This window comes from Shewanella decolorationis S12 (genome assembly GCF_000485795.1).
GTDB classification, from domain to species: Bacteria; Pseudomonadota; Gammaproteobacteria; order Enterobacterales; family Shewanellaceae; genus Shewanella; species Shewanella decolorationis.
In genome coordinates, this window is the sequence record NZ_AXZL01000076.1 from 672,258 (window position 1) to 688,830 (window position 16,573).

At 47.2% G+C, this 16,573-nt stretch carries 15 protein-coding genes and 4 tRNA genes; 1 reads left to right on the forward strand and 18 read right to left on the reverse strand.

Going from position 1 to position 16,573, the window contains the following annotated elements; all coding sequences use genetic code 11:
* Nucleotides 1-43 precede the first annotated feature (43 nt).
* The 18 genes from SHD_RS19920 to orn all read right to left on the reverse strand — a co-directional run bounded on the left by SHD_RS19920 (nt 44) and on the right by orn (nt 15,385).
* Nucleotides 44-742 carry a cytochrome c1 gene (locus SHD_RS19920; RefSeq protein ID WP_011715794.1) on the reverse strand — a complete coding sequence of 233 codons (699 nt, stop codon included), beginning with the start codon at nt 740-742 and terminating at the stop codon, nt 44-46.
* On the reverse strand, nt 742-1,956 hold the full coding sequence (locus SHD_RS19925; RefSeq protein ID WP_011715793.1) for a cytochrome b: 1,215 nt from the start codon (nt 1,954-1,956) through the stop codon (nt 742-744). The genes SHD_RS19920 and SHD_RS19925 overlap by 1 nt, the downstream gene beginning before the upstream one ends.
* Complete coding sequence (gene petA / locus SHD_RS19930; RefSeq protein ID WP_011715792.1) at nt 1,956-2,546, reverse strand: ubiquinol-cytochrome c reductase iron-sulfur subunit; 591 nt, start codon at nt 2,544-2,546, stop codon at nt 1,956-1,958. Before petA ends, SHD_RS19925 begins: the two co-directional genes overlap by 1 nt.
* 369 nt (nt 2,547-2,915) lie before the next feature.
* Nucleotides 2,916-3,809, reverse strand: coding sequence for a protease modulator HflC (hflC, locus tag SHD_RS19935; RefSeq protein ID WP_023268786.1), 894 nt, complete (start codon nt 3,807-3,809; stop codon nt 2,916-2,918).
* A gap of 3 nt (nt 3,810-3,812) precedes the next feature.
* Nucleotides 3,813-4,958 carry an FtsH protease activity modulator HflK gene (gene hflK, locus SHD_RS19940; RefSeq protein ID WP_011715790.1) on the reverse strand — a complete coding sequence of 382 codons (1,146 nt, stop codon included), beginning with the start codon at nt 4,956-4,958 and terminating at the stop codon, nt 3,813-3,815.
* A gap of 36 nt (nt 4,959-4,994) precedes the next feature.
* Nucleotides 4,995-6,302 carry a ribosome rescue GTPase HflX gene (gene hflX, locus SHD_RS19945; RefSeq protein ID WP_011715789.1) on the reverse strand — a complete coding sequence of 436 codons (1,308 nt, stop codon included), beginning with the start codon at nt 6,300-6,302 and terminating at the stop codon, nt 4,995-4,997.
* 23 nt (nt 6,303-6,325) lie between these two features.
* Entirely contained in the window at nt 6,326-6,598 is a 273-nt protein-coding gene (gene hfq, locus SHD_RS19950) for an RNA chaperone Hfq (protein WP_011070934.1), read from the reverse strand.
* Between the two features lie 92 nt (nt 6,599-6,690).
* On the reverse strand, nt 6,691-7,617 hold the full coding sequence (miaA, locus tag SHD_RS19955) for a tRNA (adenosine(37)-N6)-dimethylallyltransferase MiaA (RefSeq protein ID WP_023268787.1): 927 nt from the start codon (nt 7,615-7,617) through the stop codon (nt 6,691-6,693).
* Nucleotides 7,610-9,556 (reverse strand): DNA mismatch repair endonuclease MutL, encoded by a 1,947-nt coding sequence (gene mutL, locus SHD_RS19960; RefSeq protein WP_039978791.1) that lies wholly within the window; start codon nt 9,554-9,556, stop codon nt 7,610-7,612. The genes miaA and mutL overlap by 8 nt, the downstream gene beginning before the upstream one ends.
* A gap of 13 nt (nt 9,557-9,569) precedes the next feature.
* Nucleotides 9,570-10,961, reverse strand: a complete 1,392-nt coding sequence (locus SHD_RS19965; protein WP_023268789.1) for an N-acetylmuramoyl-L-alanine amidase — start codon at nt 10,959-10,961, stop codon at nt 9,570-9,572.
* A gap of 8 nt (nt 10,962-10,969) precedes the next feature.
* Nucleotides 10,970-11,428, reverse strand: a complete 459-nt coding sequence (gene tsaE, locus SHD_RS19970; protein ID WP_011621395.1) for a tRNA (adenosine(37)-N6)-threonylcarbamoyltransferase complex ATPase subunit type 1 TsaE — start codon at nt 11,426-11,428, stop codon at nt 10,970-10,972.
* A gap of 79 nt (nt 11,429-11,507) precedes the next feature.
* A complete protein-coding gene (locus tag SHD_RS19975) occupies nt 11,508-13,007 on the reverse strand; it encodes a bifunctional ADP-dependent NAD(P)H-hydrate dehydratase/NAD(P)H-hydrate epimerase (RefSeq protein WP_023268791.1) in 1,500 nt (499 codons plus the stop codon).
* A 244-nt stretch (nt 13,008-13,251) separates the two neighbouring features.
* Nucleotides 13,252-13,707 (reverse strand): ferritin family protein, encoded by a 456-nt coding sequence (locus SHD_RS19980; RefSeq protein ID WP_011621393.1) that lies wholly within the window; start codon nt 13,705-13,707, stop codon nt 13,252-13,254.
* Nucleotides 13,708-14,147: 440 nt separating this feature from the next.
* Nucleotides 14,148-14,223: transfer RNA gene (locus SHD_RS19985), tRNA-Gly, on the reverse strand.
* A 44-nt stretch (nt 14,224-14,267) separates the two neighbouring features.
* Nucleotides 14,268-14,343: transfer RNA gene (locus tag SHD_RS19990), tRNA-Gly, on the reverse strand.
* Nucleotides 14,344-14,375: 32 nt separating this feature from the next.
* Nucleotides 14,376-14,451: transfer RNA gene (locus tag SHD_RS19995), tRNA-Gly, on the reverse strand.
* Between the two features lie 123 nt (nt 14,452-14,574).
* A tRNA-Gly gene (locus SHD_RS20000) sits at nt 14,575-14,650 on the reverse strand.
* Nucleotides 14,651-14,839: 189 nt separating this feature from the next.
* Nucleotides 14,840-15,385 carry an oligoribonuclease gene (gene orn / locus SHD_RS20005; RefSeq protein WP_011621392.1) on the reverse strand — a complete coding sequence of 182 codons (546 nt, stop codon included), beginning with the start codon at nt 15,383-15,385 and terminating at the stop codon, nt 14,840-14,842.
* Between the two features lie 112 nt (nt 15,386-15,497).
* On the opposite strand from orn, the gene rsgA reads away from it, so the two are divergent.
* A complete protein-coding gene (gene rsgA, locus SHD_RS20010) occupies nt 15,498-16,562 on the forward strand; it encodes a small ribosomal subunit biogenesis GTPase RsgA (RefSeq protein ID WP_039978794.1) in 1,065 nt (354 codons plus the stop codon).
* Nucleotides 16,563-16,573 lie beyond the last annotated feature (11 nt).

Genomic DNA, 16,573 nt, shown 5'->3' on the forward strand with positions numbered 1-16,573 from the left:
CGTTTACACTATGCGGATACTATATTTTACCCGTTATTGGTGCCTAGTGTACATCTTTCCAGTACTCTTTCTTCAAGAGGTAGGCCACAATAAAGAAGATAAACAGGAATCCAAGTACCCACCAACCTAAAGCTTGACGCTCTAACTTAACAGGTTCAGCCGAATAGACTAAGAAGCCAGTGATATCACGTACTGCTTGGTCGTACTCTTCTGCATTTAACTTACCACCAGAGACCACAATAGTGCCATCTTCTTGCTTAACAGGTGTGCCTTGCAGTTCTTCAAGAACGTGTGGCATACCCACTGATGGGAAGACAGTGTTGTTCACGCCGAATGGACGGCTTGGGTCTTTGTAGAAGCCCTTGAGGTATGAATACACCCAATCTTCGCCACGAACACGTGCGACTAAGGTTAAGTCTGGTGGTGTTGCACCGAACCACTTAGCTGCATCTTTGTGTGGAATCGCGTTTTGCATCAGCTCACCGATTTTGGCGTCGGTAAACATGTACTTGCTACGCATATCATCGGCTGAAATACCGATATCGTTCGCCACACGCTCATAGCGTTGATACTGAGTGCTGTGACAACCAGAGCAATAGTGTTGGAACATGTCCAGACCACGCTCTAAAGAAGCCTTATCATGCAGATCAACATTGGCTTTTTCTAAATGTACATTGTGTCCACTCGCGGCCATCGCCAGCGTCGGTATCAATGTAACTAATGCAATCAGTAATTTTTTCATTAGTGTGTCAACCTCGCTGGAACAGGCTTAGTTTTCTCATTTTTGCTGTATAACCACAGTAATAAGAAGTAGCCGAAATACGTCACAGTGAAGATACGTGCAACAATAGTCAGCTCTGGTGTTGCAGGTACAGCGCCTAAGTAACCTAAGACGATGAACGATACAGCGAACTGAGCGATGTTCAACTTGTGCAGCGTGCTGCGGTAACGAATTGACTTCACTTTACAACGGTCTAACCAAGGCAATACGAACAGCACTGCAATCGACAGACCCATCATTACCACACCGCCCAATTTATCGGGAACAGCACGTAAGATGGCGTAGAACGGAGTGAAGTACCATACAGGCGCAATGTGCTCTGGTGTCTTCATTGGGTTAGCCGCTTCAAAGTTTGGCTTCTCAAGGAAGTAACCGCCGCCTTCAGGGATGAAGAACAGTACGTAACAGAACACGATCAGGAAGCCCGCAACACCCATAATGTCTTTAACTGTGTAGTATGGGTGGAATGGAATACCATCGACTGGCCAGCCATTCTCGTCTTTGTTCTTCTTGATTTCGATACCGTCTGGGTTGTTTGAACCCACTTCGTGCAGAGCGATTAAGTGCAAGAACACTAAAACCACTAACACTAATGGCAGTGCGATAACGTGCAGAGCGAAGAAACGGTTCAGTGTCGCACCAGAGATCACGTAGTCACCACGGATCCACAGGGTTAAGTCATCACCGATAACAGGGATAGCACCGAACAGAGAAATAATTACCTGCGCGCCCCAGTAAGACATTTGTCCCCATGGCAGCAAGTAACCCATAAATGCTTCAGCCATCAGCACGAGGAAAATCAACATACCGAATAGCCACAGCAGTTCTCTAGGCTTTTGATATGAACCGTAAATCAGACCACGGAACATATGTAAGTAAATCACCACGAAGAATGCAGACGCACCAGTTGAGTGCATATAACGCAATAACCAGCCGTACTCTACGTCACGCATGATGTATTCAACAGAGGCGAACGCACCTTCTGCTGTTGGTACATAGTTCATGGTCAACCAGATACCCGTCAGTAATTGGTTAACCAATACCAACATGGCTAATGAACCGAAGAAGTACCAGAAGTTAAAGTTAGTTGGCGTCGCATACTGACCCACGTGACGGTTATAAGTCGCCGTCATTGGGATACGCGCATCGATCCAATTAATTAAATTCTTAACCATTACGCCACTCCTTTATCTACACCGATGATAACGGTGCCATCATCAACGTATTGATGTGGAGGGATAACTAGGTTCAATGGAGCTGGAACGCCTTGGAATACGCGGCCCGCCATATCGAACTTAGAACCATGACATGGACAGAAGAAACCAGAAGTCACGCCTTGAACTTGCTCACCAAATGAATCTGGTAAATAAGTTGGTGAACATCCTAGGTGGGTACAAATACCGACGGCAATAAAATACTCTGGCTTAATAGAACGCAGAGGATTTGTTGCATATTCAGGTTGTTGCATTTCTGCAGACGCTGGATCTCTTAGCTTATCGTCGTGTGTTGGCAGTTCATTAATCACTGCTTCTGTGCGACGGACAACCCATACAGGTTTTCCACGCCATTCAACACGGATCAGCTGACCTGGCTCAATTTTACTGATATTTACTTCTACCGGCGCACCTGCAGCTTTCGCCTTGGCACTCGGATTCCATGACTTGATGAAAGGAACCGCTACAGCGACGGCACCAGCACCACCTACTACGGCGGTTGCGGCTGTCAGGAATCTGCGACGTCCGGTATCGACTGGCGCATTGCTCATCCACTTATCTCCCAGAGGGTGTTGGAATTTTTGTTTTTCAAAGACTTTCTGCCCCCTAGTTATCACCATGGGCAAAAATCGAAGTTTGAAGCGGGGCTCATTATAGCTAAAAATTAGAAGCAGATCATAGTGAAAACACTCAACTAAGTTAGGGAGATTGCGTGTTTTTTAAAAAATGGACAAAAAAAGCACAACAATTAAGCGATTTTAATCGTTTTGATATACTTTTTGAGCAAACGGACTGTGAGGTCGGCATAATCCATGCATCGCTAATATAACTCCAGCTCCCATTTTGTCACTTTACATTTTCCAGCAGATAAAAAAAATGGGCCCTGTTGTCAGGACCCATTTCAACACACTATTGATTGCTTACTTCTTAGGTGAAGTGCTCTTCATATATTTGAAAAACTCGCTATCTGGTTCTAATACCATGACGTCAGAGTTACCAGAGAAACTCGCACGGTAAGCATCTAAGCTACGTAAGAAGCTGAAAAACTCAGGATCTTTACTGTAAGCATCAGAATAAATCTTCGCGGCTTGCGCATCACCTTCACCGCGGATGGTTAAGGCTTTACGCTCGGCTTCGGCAATCTTCACAGTCACGTTGGCATCAATGGTTGCACGGATAATTTCAGACTGCTCTTTACCCTGTGCTCTATGCTCTTTAGCAACCGCTTGACGCTCGGCACGCATACGTTGGTAAATACTGTTACTTACGTTTGCGGGTAGGTTGATTTGCTTCACACGCACGTCAACCACTTCAATACCTAAGTCTTTTGCACTTTCAGAGGCGTTTTCTAACGCATCATTTTGCAGCTCATCGCGTTTACCAGAAACAATTTCCTTGATAGTGCGGCGACCAAACTCGGTACGTAAATCGTTGTTGATCTTACGTTGTAGTAAGGTCTCAGCATTCGACTTAATACCACCGTTAGTGGAGAGGTAGTATTTTTCGAAGTCGAAAATACGCCACTTCACATAGGAATCGACCATCAAATCTTTTTTCTCAGAGGTGACGAAACGATCCGCTGCACCATCTAAGGTTTGGATACGCGCATCGAGTAACTTCACCTTATCGATAACAGGCACTTTAAAGTGTATGCCTGGGCCGAAAACGCGTGTCACTGGTTTGCCGTCAACTTTATCTTTTACGATTTCACCGAAACGCGCCACAATCGCACGCTCGCCTTCATTAACGACCATCACAGATGACAAACCTATGCCTAATACGATGGCAATCAGAACAATACTTAATCTACCCATGGATTACTCCCTCCCTTGGCGAGCACGGTCCTCGCGAGAAGGGCGTCCACTCAAAGGCTCACCAATGCGAGTCGTTGACATAGATGAAGAATTGACGTTCTGCTGAGCCTTATGCTCAACCTCTGGCGTAGTCACAGGCTTCTCTTTCATTAACTTGTCTAAAGGCAAATACATTAAATTGCCATTGTTCTTCGCGTCGATCAGTACCTTGTTGGTATCTGTCATCACCTGCTGCATTGCATCGAGATACAAACGCTTACGGGTCACTTCAGGTGCCGCTTGGTACTCAGGCAACAGTAACTCGAAACGAGCCACTTTACCGCGAGCTTCAAGAATTTCACGCTCTTTATAGGCATTCGCTTGTTGCGCCATACGCTCAACTTCACCGCGCGCTTTAGGCTCAACTTCACGGGCATAAGCTTCGGCTTCACGGATAAAGCGTTGTTCGTCTTCTTGCGCCGCAATCGCATCGTCGAAAGCATCTTTCACTTCTTCAGGAGGACGCGCTGGCAAAAAGTTAACGTCAACAATGGCTAAGCCTAATTTGTACGGCTCAATGATGCGCTCGAGTTCTTTCCAAGTATCGCGACGAATCGCATCACGACCCGTAGTCAGAATATCGTCCATCTTGTTGTGGCCGATAACATAACGCAGCGCACTGTCTGTGGCTTCACGTAAGCTGGCATTCGCATCAACGGCACTGAACAGATAAGAGTACGCATCTAAAATGCGATACTGTACGTCCAACTCGACCTTCACGACGTTTTCATCTGAGGTCAACATGCTGCCAGAAGCAGGAATGGAGCGAACAGACTGCACATCAACGGGATAAATCTGGTCGATAAACGTAGCCTTCCAATGCAGACCAGGTCCTACCTCACCAATATGCTGACCAAAACGCAGCGCAACCCCACGCTCAGCTTCTTTAATGGTGTAAAAACCCGAGAGTCCCCAAACAACAAAAGCGATGGCAAGAATGATGATTAAGCTGAACGAACTAAAGCTCTGGCCTGATGAGCCATTGCCTTTGCCGCCAAAGCGTTTTGAAAGATTACGAAAAACCTCATCAAGGTCTGGTGGTCCTTTGTCGTTACCACCTTTATTTCCCCAAGGATCATTACCCTTGTTACCGGGCTCGTTCCAAGCCATTTAGCACTCCATAAGTGGATGAAATAAATTAGATTATTAACAAACAGCCTTTTCTGTCGACGGATCGAAGATAAAGGTTTCTAACTCACCCTGACTCTGTTTAGCTAATCGGCGCCAATCGGCATCCGATAAACGAACAGACAAAATACAGTTCCCCAGATCGTCGTACTCTTTCTGCTGTATCGCATCCAGTCGATAAAACTGGCCAAGATAATGTCCAGCAGTTGCCGGAATCTTAAGTGTAAACTCATGAATAACTTCACCAATCAACTCGGTGATCGCCTTCAGGAGCAGATCAAATCCCAAACGTTTTTGTGCCGAAAGCCAGACGCGCACAGGCTTACCGTGTTCATCGTATTCGATGCGCGGCGTGACATCCTCAAGCAGGTCGATTTTATTACAGACGACCAACTGCATCACCTCGGCAGCATCGATATCTTCAAGCACGTTTTGTACCTGCTCGAAGTTATCCGCCATATTTTCATCAGCACAATCAACAATATGCAGCAATAAATCCGCTTGACGCGTTTCCTGCAATGTTGCCTTGAACGCGGCAACCAGATCGTGTGGTAAATGGCGAATAAAACCTACAGTGTCAGCTAAAATCACGGCACCGTCGGGCAGATCTAACTTTCTCAATGTGGGGTCGAGTGTGGCAAATAGCTGGTCGGCTGCATAAACATCAGATGAGGTTAAGGCATTAAACAGCGTTGACTTGCCCGCGTTGGTATAACCCACTAATGAGACTGTTGGCATGTCACTACGCTTACGGGCGCGGCGACTCTGCTCACGTTGTTTATCAACACGCTCTAAGCGTTTATTGATATTTTTAATACGGCCCCTGAGCAAACGTCTATCGGTTTCGAGCTGGGTTTCACCCGGGCCACGTAAACCGATACCGCCTTTTTGGCGCTCAAGGTGAGTCCAACCACGCACAAGACGCGTCGACATGTGGCGCAATTGCGCTAGCTCCACCTGTAACTTACCTTCATGGGTCCGAGCACGTTGAGCGAAAATATCCAAGATCAGCGTGGTTCGGTCCAATACACGACACTGACACACCTGTTCAAGGTTTCGCTCTTGAGCAGGACTCAAGGCGTGATTGAAAATAACCACATTCGCCTCGGTCGCAGCCACTAATGCAGCTAACTCCTCGGCTTTACCAGAACCAATAAAAAACTTACGGTCTGGTGAGCGTCGACTTCCAGTAATGACCCCGACTGAGCGTGCTCCAGCTGACTCGACTAATAGCTGTAACTCGACTAAGTCTTCCCGGCGTTCCTCATCGGAAAAGTCGATATGGACAAGAACCGCTGTTTCTCCCGCCTCATAACGATCAAACAAGAAGCAAACTCCTCAATTAAAACTTATTCGCCACTTGGCATATCGTCTTGCGCGCCATAACCGCCCTGGGCATTTTGATGGCCAGCAACGTTAAATGGACGAGCAGGTACTACGGTAGAAATAGCGTGTTTGTAAACCATTTGGCTCACTGTGTTTTTCAACAGAATGACAAACTGATCAAACGACTCTACCTGTCCTTGGAGTTTAATGCCGTTTACCAAGTAAATTGATACAGGAACGCGCTCGCGGCGTAGTGCGTTCAAAAATGGGTCTTGTAAAGATTGCCCCTTAGCCATTTTATTATTTCCTTTTTAATTTATATAAAAATAAATCGTTATCAGTGAAGTTTTTTGTTTAGTTTTAGTATTATACAGCAAGGGCTAATAAGCTAGCGGCATTGACGCATAAGTGTAACTAAATTCCCCTCAGCACCACTTTCAAGCCAATTCAACTCTGGCCAACTACGTAACCATGTTAATTGACGCTTAGCTAATTGCCTAGTAGCGGCAACGGCTTTTTCGACCATAGTATCATAGTCAAATTCACCATCGAGATACTGCCAACATTGTCGATATCCCACGCAACGCATTGAGGGCAAATCTAAATGTAGGTCACCTCTCGCTTTCAGCTGGGCGACTTCATCAATAAAACCTTGCTCTAACATTATCCGAAAACGCTGCCCGATTAACTCATGCAGCACTTTGCGCTCACGGGGCGCAATGGCAAATTGCACCACATCGTAGGGTAAAGGAGCCGACTTGGTTTGAGTTAACTCGGTCAGACTCTTACCGCTTATTCTATATACTTCTATCGCTCTTGAAAGCCTTTGTGGATCATTAGGATGAATTCTTTCTGCCGATACGGGATCTATCTCCCTTAATTGCTCGTGCAATGCTTCCCATCCGTTTGCGTCCGCTTCGGCTTGAATATCGGCCCGAATCGCTTCATCGGCACTCGGTAACGGCGATAATCCTTCTAAAAGCGCCTTAAAGTACATCATGGTCCCACCCACTAATACCGGGGTCTTGCCCATGCTAATAATCTGTTCAATCTCGCGCAGCGCATCGGTCCTAAAATCGGCGGCGGAGTAGCTCTCTACCGGATCGCGGATGTCGATCAGTCGATGCGGACCTCGCGCTAATTCCTCGGCAGAGGGCTTAGCACTGCCAATGTCCATGCCACGATAGATCAATGCTGAATCAACCGAGATAATCTCGCAATTATGCTTTTCGGCTAATTCGAGTGCTAAAGCGGTTTTTCCGGAGGCCGTTGGTCCCATCAAAAAAACCACTTTTGGCTGTAATTCTTTATTCAATTGCTTGCTCTTCTAGCCACGATTGCCAAGGTAAGGATACTGCTTTATTGGCAATTTGCTGTCTTTTCTCTTCAGTTAACTGGCAATAGGCCGCCCAAATATCCGGTGCCGAGGTAAATCCAGTCAAACTCTGCTCTGCCAGCCACACAGCCAATGCATTAGGTGCTGGCGCTTCAAAACGTAGCGATTGCAACCACTCGGGGATCACCTTCGCTAACTGGCTATCCCTGAGATATGGGGGCACTTTTTTAATTATCAACTGCTGATAGCGAATTGTTAGCTCTAATCCTAATTGCCGGATAAGTGTTTCATGTTCTTCGAGTAATGCCGGCCAATCGGTATCGGCGGCAATCGATACTGGCATCAATAAGGGCTGACCTATCAAGCCGGTTGCCAGCTTTGTTTCTATCTCATGGCTACGGGTCGCTAACGCCACAGATTGAATCGGCAATAGACTCAAGTTTTGCCCTTGCGCCAACACCCAATATTGACCATTGAGTATGGCGGGCATTGCAAGCACGGGTTGATACGGCTTGTCCTGCACGCTGTAGGATGGCGTCTGCAATAATTCGCCGTAACTGGCGATAGCCGCCTTAGAAGGAAGCTCGGCTCGTGCTCGACTTTCCCCTGCCGAACCACTGCGTGACTCCCGCGGAACGGCCATACTGCCGTAGGCATTGCTTTGCACGCCAGAATACGGACGCGCGCTGGCATTATCCCGAGTACGCTCACCTAGCGGCGAATCGACCCGGCTTTCCCATGACATCTCGGCACGAGAAGTATCCGCACGTGAAGCTTCATCCCAAGTTGAATAAGTTTTAGATTCAGGCGATTGCAGCTCGAAGGCAAGATACTCAGTTTGTGTCTGCGTCCCAGATTCAGAGAGAGAAATCTCATCCTTAACCTGTGGCGAACTCGACTCAAAAGGACGCTCAAGACCCAGCTCACCCGCTTCTTCAAGCGCCGATTGCAGTGCTTGCAGAATATAATCATGCACATAGCGGCTCTGATGAAAGCGCACTTCGTGTTTCGCCGGATGCACGTTCACATCCACCTGATGGGGATCGATATCCAGCATCAACACATAACCAGGCTGTTCGACCTCGGCTTTTTGGGCAAATGCTTGGCGCACCGCATGATTGACTAAACGGTCGCGCACTAAGCGGCCATTCACATAAAAATAATGGGTGTCGGTTAACACCGTTGACCAAGGCGACTGTAAATAACCACTTAAACGCAGGTCATCATGTTGGCATTCGACCCGCAACGCCTCATCGGCAAATTGGCGTCCAGCAACCTGAGTCAATCGCTGCAAATACTGCGGCTCATTCATCGCCGGACGATAGTTACGTACGGTTTTACCATTGTGAGTCAAGGTAAAGTGGATATCCCCGCGCACTAATGCAATCCGTTTTAGCCATTCATCGATATGGGTAAATTCGGTTTTATCGCTTTTAAGAAAACGTCTGCGGGCGGGCGTATTAAAAAACAGATCGACAACTTCGATAGTTGAACCAACAGGATGCGCGGCCGGCATGACTTTAACCGCCATATCGACGCCTTCGGCATAAGCCTGCCACGCTTCCGTTTGCTCGGCCGTTCGCGAGGTCAAGGTTAAGCGGGATACCGAACTGATACTCGCCAATGCCTCACCACGAAAACCAAAACTAAGAATCGCTTCAAGGTCGTCAAGGGAATGCAATTTCGAGGTAGCATGGCGCGATAAAGCCAAGGCCAGCTCATCCTTTGGGATCCCCGAACCATTGTCGCGGATCTTAATCAGCTTGCTGCCGCCCTTATCGATTTCGATATCGATACGCGTCGCCCCAGCATCTAGGCTGTTCTCGACAAGTTCCTTCACCACGGAAGCTGGCCGTTCGACCACTTCACCAGCGGCGATTTGGTTGGCTAATTGCGGCGGAAGGATCTGGATCCCCATAGACTTCATCCTATTAACTCTCAGGAATAATGAGTGTTTGCCCGAGTTGAACCACATCCGTCTTCATACCATTGGCGCGCTTAATGCTTGCCATAGGCACTTGATAACGCTGAGCAATCGCCGAAAGTGACTCACCGCGGCTCACCTTGTGTTTAATATTTCCCGAGGAATATTTCGGGCTCGAGCTAGCCGTTGTACCACCGCTATTACGCTTCGCGAGCAAGGTATCTGCCGGCGGGTTATTGTGGAAATAACGGCTAACGCCCTTATGGATGGCGGTTGCGATACTTTCCTGATGGCGGCTGCTATTAAGTAATCTTTCTTCCTTCGGATTCGAGATAAATCCTGTCTCCACCAAAATGGAAGGAATATCGGGGGATTTTAATACCGCAAGGCTCGCAGACTCAGGGCGACTCTTATGCAACTCAGTGACCGCTCCTAAATCCTTAAGAATATCCCCAGCAACAGAGTGGCCTATGGCCATGGAACTGTTCATGGACATGTCGAGCAGAGTCATTGCAAGGTACTGTTCATTATCAGTATTTTGGATAATTTCCCCGGCACCACCCAAAAGTTCTGAGTGTTTCTCCTTTTGCTCTAACCAACGACCAATTTCACTGTTAGCCCGACGCATCGACAGAACCCACACTGATGCGCCTCTGGGGTTGGGCGAGGTAAAGGCATCGGCATGGATAGAAATCAGTAAATCAGCCTTACTGTTACGGGCGAGCTCAGAGCGCTTGTTCAAATTCACAAAGTAATCGCCGGTACGGATCATCACAGCGCGCATACCCGGCGTATCGTTGATCTTACTGGCCACTCTTTTGGCTATCTCCAGCGCTACTTTTTTCTCGTAAACACCTGAAGGGCCAATAGAACCAGGATCATCACCACCGTGGCCCGCATCAATGGCCACCACAATATCACGGGAGGATTGCGCCGATTGAGTAACCGTTTTAACGGGAGTCGAACTCACCACCGCTGTCGCTGTCGTTAAGGTTTTATCCTCGAGATCCACCACCAGACGATTGCCATAGGGCGCCGTCACCGGTAGGGAAAATAGGTTGGCATTTAATGGCTTAACCAAATCGATCACCAAACGTAAATCACCTTTAGTAGGTGATTTGCTGACGCGAACCCCCTTAACCAATTTGCTGTTGTTATCGATATTTTTCAGGCTCAGTTTTGTCGACGCCTTTTTAAGGTCGACCACTAAACGATTGGGTCCATCGAGGGAAAAATAAGTGTAATTAGGCGCTTCGCTCAAATCGAACACCACACGGGTCGACTCGGGAGCAGCCCAAATACGCACGCCCTCAAGCTGGTTAGCCGCGTGGGCTGCTACAGCAAAAAAAGCGCACAGAAAAAGAGTAATAGTCTGAAAGTAATGCTTATTTTTAGTCATCTTTGTTTTTATTTTATTGCGGCTAATAGCTTTTTACCTGATTCTGTTAAGGCTCGAATTTGGATTTCACGTCCTTGGTTAACATAATTTAAATGCAAGTGAATATCGGCATCGGGCAAGAGTCCATGACCTTTGTCGGGCCATTCCACAATGCACAGACTGCTATCGGTAAAGTAATCACGGATCCCCATGAACTCGAGTTCTTCAGGATCGTTTAAACGATACAAATCAAAATGATAAACTTCGACACCGTCTAGCTCATAAGGTTCAACTAAAGTGTAGGTTGGGCTCTTTACCGCTCCTTTATGCCCTAATCCTTGGATTAACCCGCGGCTCAGAGTGGTTTTACCCGCCCCTAAATCCCCCGTCAAATACAGAGTCAAAGGCGCTTGAATATGGCGGGCCAATTTTTGCCCAACCGCAATAGTCTCGTCTTCGTTATTTAATTGAAAGGTTAACTCTGTCATTTCCGCTTTTATCACTGCTGTTATGGATGGAGGAGGCAACTTAAGCGCGGGAATGTCCTGCGCTTAAGTTTTACAGCGCCTAGAGTAAATCACTATTTACTAATTGGCGAATAAAAGGCATCAAATCGCTGGCTAACATGCCCCGCTCACCCTGCACTGCAGCCAAATCGGCCGCGCAGCCATGAACGACAACCCCAACAACGGTCGCCTGCATGTTATCCATTCCTTGAGCCATCAGTGCGCCTATAATACCAGATAACACATCGCCGCACCCACCACTCGCAAGCCCCGGATTTCCAACAGGTGCAACGACCATCTGTTTTCCATCAAAAATGACTGTGCCCGCGCCTTTGAGCAGCACCACGCCACCATATTTTTGCTGCAGAGCACGCACGGCAGCGAATCTATCCTGCTCAATGTCGGCGACACTGCACCCCAAAAGCCGCGCAGCTTCCCCAGGATGGGGCGTGAGCACCCAGTTAGTTTGCCTGCGCGGTTCTTGACTCAATAGATTTAGAGCATCGGCATCGAGCACACAGGGTTTATCGCTTAAGCCCGCGGCTTTAAACAAGTTATAACCCCAATCGTGTTTTCCTAACCCCGGACCAAGCACCACCACCTGCGCCCAACCTAGGCGCAGATAGACTTCCATATCAACCAGTTCACAACCCCAAAACATCAATTCGGGGCGTGAGACGTTTACTGTCAGTTGATGTTCAGGCCTGCTGATCACAGTCACCAATCCGGCACCCGCACGTAAGCAGGCTTCACTGGCGAGGCGAATGGCTCCAGCCATACCAAAATCACCACCGATCAGCGTTACCTTGCCCGATTGCCCCTTGTGGCTGTCCCGTGCTCTTGCGGCAAAATGGCTTTTTAACATTTCACCGCCGACTCGCATTGCACTCTCAGCATCGAAGAAAGGCGTTAATCCCAGATCGGCAAAAGCCAAATGGCCGCAGTGGTGCCTCGCCTTGCTGGTCAAAAGTCCCTGTTTTAATCCACCAAAGCATAGAGTGACATCCGCCATCACGGCGATATGAGCAGCAACGCCAGTGTCGGCAACAATTCCCGAGGGCAGATCTAAACTCAGTACCCAAGCTTCACTCTGATTGATCGCACGAATTAGTGCGGCTAATTCCTCACGCACAGCGCCCTGTACGCCTGTGCCCAGCAGACCATCGATAATGATTGGTGCCTGCAGTATTGCTTCGATATTGGGGGAATCAATAACACCGCCTAGGTTTAGATAGGCAGAAAGTGCTTGCTCGAACTCTGCAGAGCCTTGGGTTTTGAGCAAATAAACCTTGACCTGATGCCCTGCTTCTAAGGCTAGGCGCGCGCAAACGAGCGCATCGGCGCCATTATTGCCGCTACCCGCCAATACCAGTAAAGGCATTCCTTCAAGCTGAGGATGCCGTTCACTATGTTGAGTAAAGCACTCGAATGCCGCCCGACCTGCACGTTCAACTAATTGATATAAAGTGGTTTCACCTTCTGAAACAGCAAGCAATTCAGCGGCTCTCACCTGCTGCTGCGTATAAAGCGCCATGGGTAAACTCGATAAATCTTGTGCCATAGAGGATCTCCTGCGCGACAACTAATCAAAAGGACTGCTCACCGGATACGCCACATTATCGGTGAGAACTAAGTATTGAATGGTTAAATCAACCAATGAGATCAAGAAAATAACAAAAACCGCGCCGTAAAATTATGACGTAAATCAGTTGCCATGCAAAAAGCGTCCAAAGTGAATAATACTCATCCGGCAAAAACAACAAAGCCAGCATTGCGCTGGCTTTGAGAGGTCATTCGGCATCGAATTAGATATCGTCCATCCGAATCGTGCTATGTACCAGACGTTGCTGCTGGGTTTTCTCTACCCGAATCAGGCCCTCAAGTGCGGTACGGGCATCTTCGGCTGTGGTTGAGTTAACGGTTTTCTCTAATAAGCCAATCAGTCGATTTTCTAAATCGAGGTGCAAATTCAGCACATCATCTTCAGTCATATTGGCAGGCAACATAGTGTCTTGGCAGCGCTTAGTAAAGTCTTCAAATACAAAGTCTTTATACCAAGTATCTAATACTCTAACGGGCGCCTCATCCATATAATCACGCAATTTTTCAGCCACATGTTTTTGATGAGACTCAAAATACTCCAGCATCATCTTCACGCGGGCAGAATCGGCCTGATTGTTCAGTCGGCCATAGAGTTGCGCCATATCTAAGCGGCAGTTCGCCACATACTCAAGTAAATCACGTAATTGTTGAATACGCATACAATGCACTCCAGTGTTAAGCCAACTACTTGGCGCTATTAACTTTGTCTGGATTCATTATGTAAGTAAAAGCGTTACGAATATTTGAACAAGGTCATAATTTAACTTTCGCAACGCCATCTAATTTAGGAAATCTTGAAGAAACAAGGCGCAGATCACGCATTAACCTTGCTGTTTTATTTTTTACAAAATAGTAAACATCATCAACTACAGCCGCAGAGCAGGCAAATCCTGCCTGCTCTTAACCGCATTAGCATTAAAAATAACCGCGAAAACAAAGATTAATAAATTAAAGTGATGAAAGTGCTAAGAAAGTGCTTGGAACAATCAAGAACGGAACAAACATGCCAAGCATACAAAAGAGCAAAGTAGCACTACGTAAGTTGTGATATATAAGTTTGAAATGGAGAAGATTTAATGGAGAGGCTTACGAGAAAAATTGGAGCGACATATCGGGTTCGAACCGATGACCTATACCTTGGCAAGGTATCGCTCTACCAACTGAGCTAATGTCGCATAATTTTGTATTTAATGACTTGGTGAATCACTAAATTTGTATTTGGAGCGACATATCGGGTTCGAACCGATGACCTATACCTTGGCAAGGTATCGCTCTACCAACTGAGCTAATGTCGCATTTACGTTTTAAGACTGTAACCGTCTGAAATTGGAGCGACATATCGGGTTCGAACCGATGACCTATACCTTGGCAAGGTATCGCTCTACCAACTGAGCTAATGTCGCATAATTATCGCTGTCACATCCGCTTTCAACATTCACAAAGGTATCGTCTATTAACCTTTATCAACTGAGCTAATGTCACATAATTTTGTATTTAATGACTTGGTGAATCACTAAATTTGTATTTGGAGCGACATATCGGGTTCGAACCGATGACCTATACCTTGGCAAGGTATCGCTCTACCAACTGAGCTAATGTCGCCTTTTGTATCGCTGCCACATTTGCCTTCAACATTCACAAAGGTATCGTCTCCTAACCTTTATCAACTGTGCTAATGTCGCCTTTACTTATTTGACTAGACAACCATGCCCGCATCAAAAAGTTGAGGCCGCATTATATGAAAAATTTATGCGGCTGCAACCCCTTCTTGCAGATTTATCTGCTGATCGGTCAAATTTTAAATACTTTGCTGCGGTAATACTGTAATTCCGCGATCGACTCTTGGATATCTTGCAGCGCTTGGTGGGTATTTTGCTTTTTGAAACCCGCCATGGTTTCTGGGCTCCAACGCTTCACTAACTCTTTTACCGTGCTCACGTCGAGATTGCGGTAATGGAAGTAGTCCTCCAGTTCACGCATATAACGATTTAAGAAGCGACGGTCCTGACCCACGCTGTTACCACACATGGGCGAGGCGCCCTTAGGCACATATTGCTCTAAAAATGCGATGGTTTGTGCAACCGCTTGTGCTTCATTCACTTGGCTGGCACGCACTCTATCGATTAGACCCGATTCACCGTGGTGTTTTTGGTTCCAATCATCCATGGCCGCCAGTACTTCATCCGATTGATGAATCGCAATCACAGGTCCCTGACCGATAATATTGAGTTCCTGGTCTGTTACTAAGGTAGCAATTTCAATGACTCTATCAACATCGGGTTCTAACCCTGTCATTTCGAGATCGATCCAAATGAGATTATTCGCGTCCGCCGCCATAATTGCGCCTTATCATGTCAGTTAGCCTAAATTCAGGCTTTTTTATTCAAGAGCGTGTATCATACTGCTTTTTTCAGACACAAAAAATCATCTAATTGACGAAGACAAATCAGTGAGTAAAAAGAAACCCCTAAGCCAAGGCCAATTACGCCGTATGCGCGCCAATCACGAGAAACGCCTCAATCGTGACAATGGTGATAAAAATGCGCCTGAGTTACAGGATAGCTCACTCGGCCCAGAACAGAGCGGAACCGTGATCTCCCGCTTTGGCCAACATGCCGATATTGAAACCGAAGATGGCCAAATCGTGCGCTGCAACATTCGCCGCACCATTAAAAGCTTAGTCACCGGCGATAAAGTGATTGTACGCCTCGCCATTGAAACCCAAGCCAACAGTGGCATTGCCGGCATTGTAGAAGCAGTACACCCAAGACGTTCTTCCCTCTCGCGCCCCGACCTATACGATGGCGTGAAAATTATCGCTTCGAATATCGACCAAATTTTGATTGTGTCTTCGGTATTGCCTAGCTTTACCACCCAGATTATCGACCGCTATTTAGTGGCAGCCGAAGACACGGATATTCCGCCGATCATCATTTTGAATAAAATCGATCTGCTAACACCAGAAGAAGCCCCCGCCATTGAAGCCGCCTTAAAGCGCTACGAAGCCATAGGTTATCCCGTATACAAGGTCAGCAGTAAGTTAGGCGAAGGCTTAGATACCATTAAAGCCCTGCTGAAAGATAAAGTGAGCGTATTTGCTGGCCAGTCCGGTGTCGGTAAATCTTCACTGGTCAATGCCTTACTGCCCGAAGCCGAGTTACTGGTGGGCGATGTCTCCGACAACTCAGGGCTGGGGCAACACACTACCACGACCGCTAAGTTGCTGCATTTACACAGCGGTGGTGATTTAATTGATTCCCCCGGTGTGCGCGAATTTGCCCTCTGGCACTTACCCGCCCAACGTGTCGGTTGGTGTTTTATCGAATTTAGAGACTTTTTAGGTGGCTGCAAATTCCGCGATTGTAAGCATGGAGATGACCCGGGCTGCGCCTTAAAAGCCGCCGTCGATGCGGGTAAAATTAGCGAAGATCGCTTTAATAACTACCATCGTATTATCGCAAGCCTTGATGAGCAGCGTCACGCACGGCATTTTCGTGCCCAAAGCGATGAATAACTAACGCCATC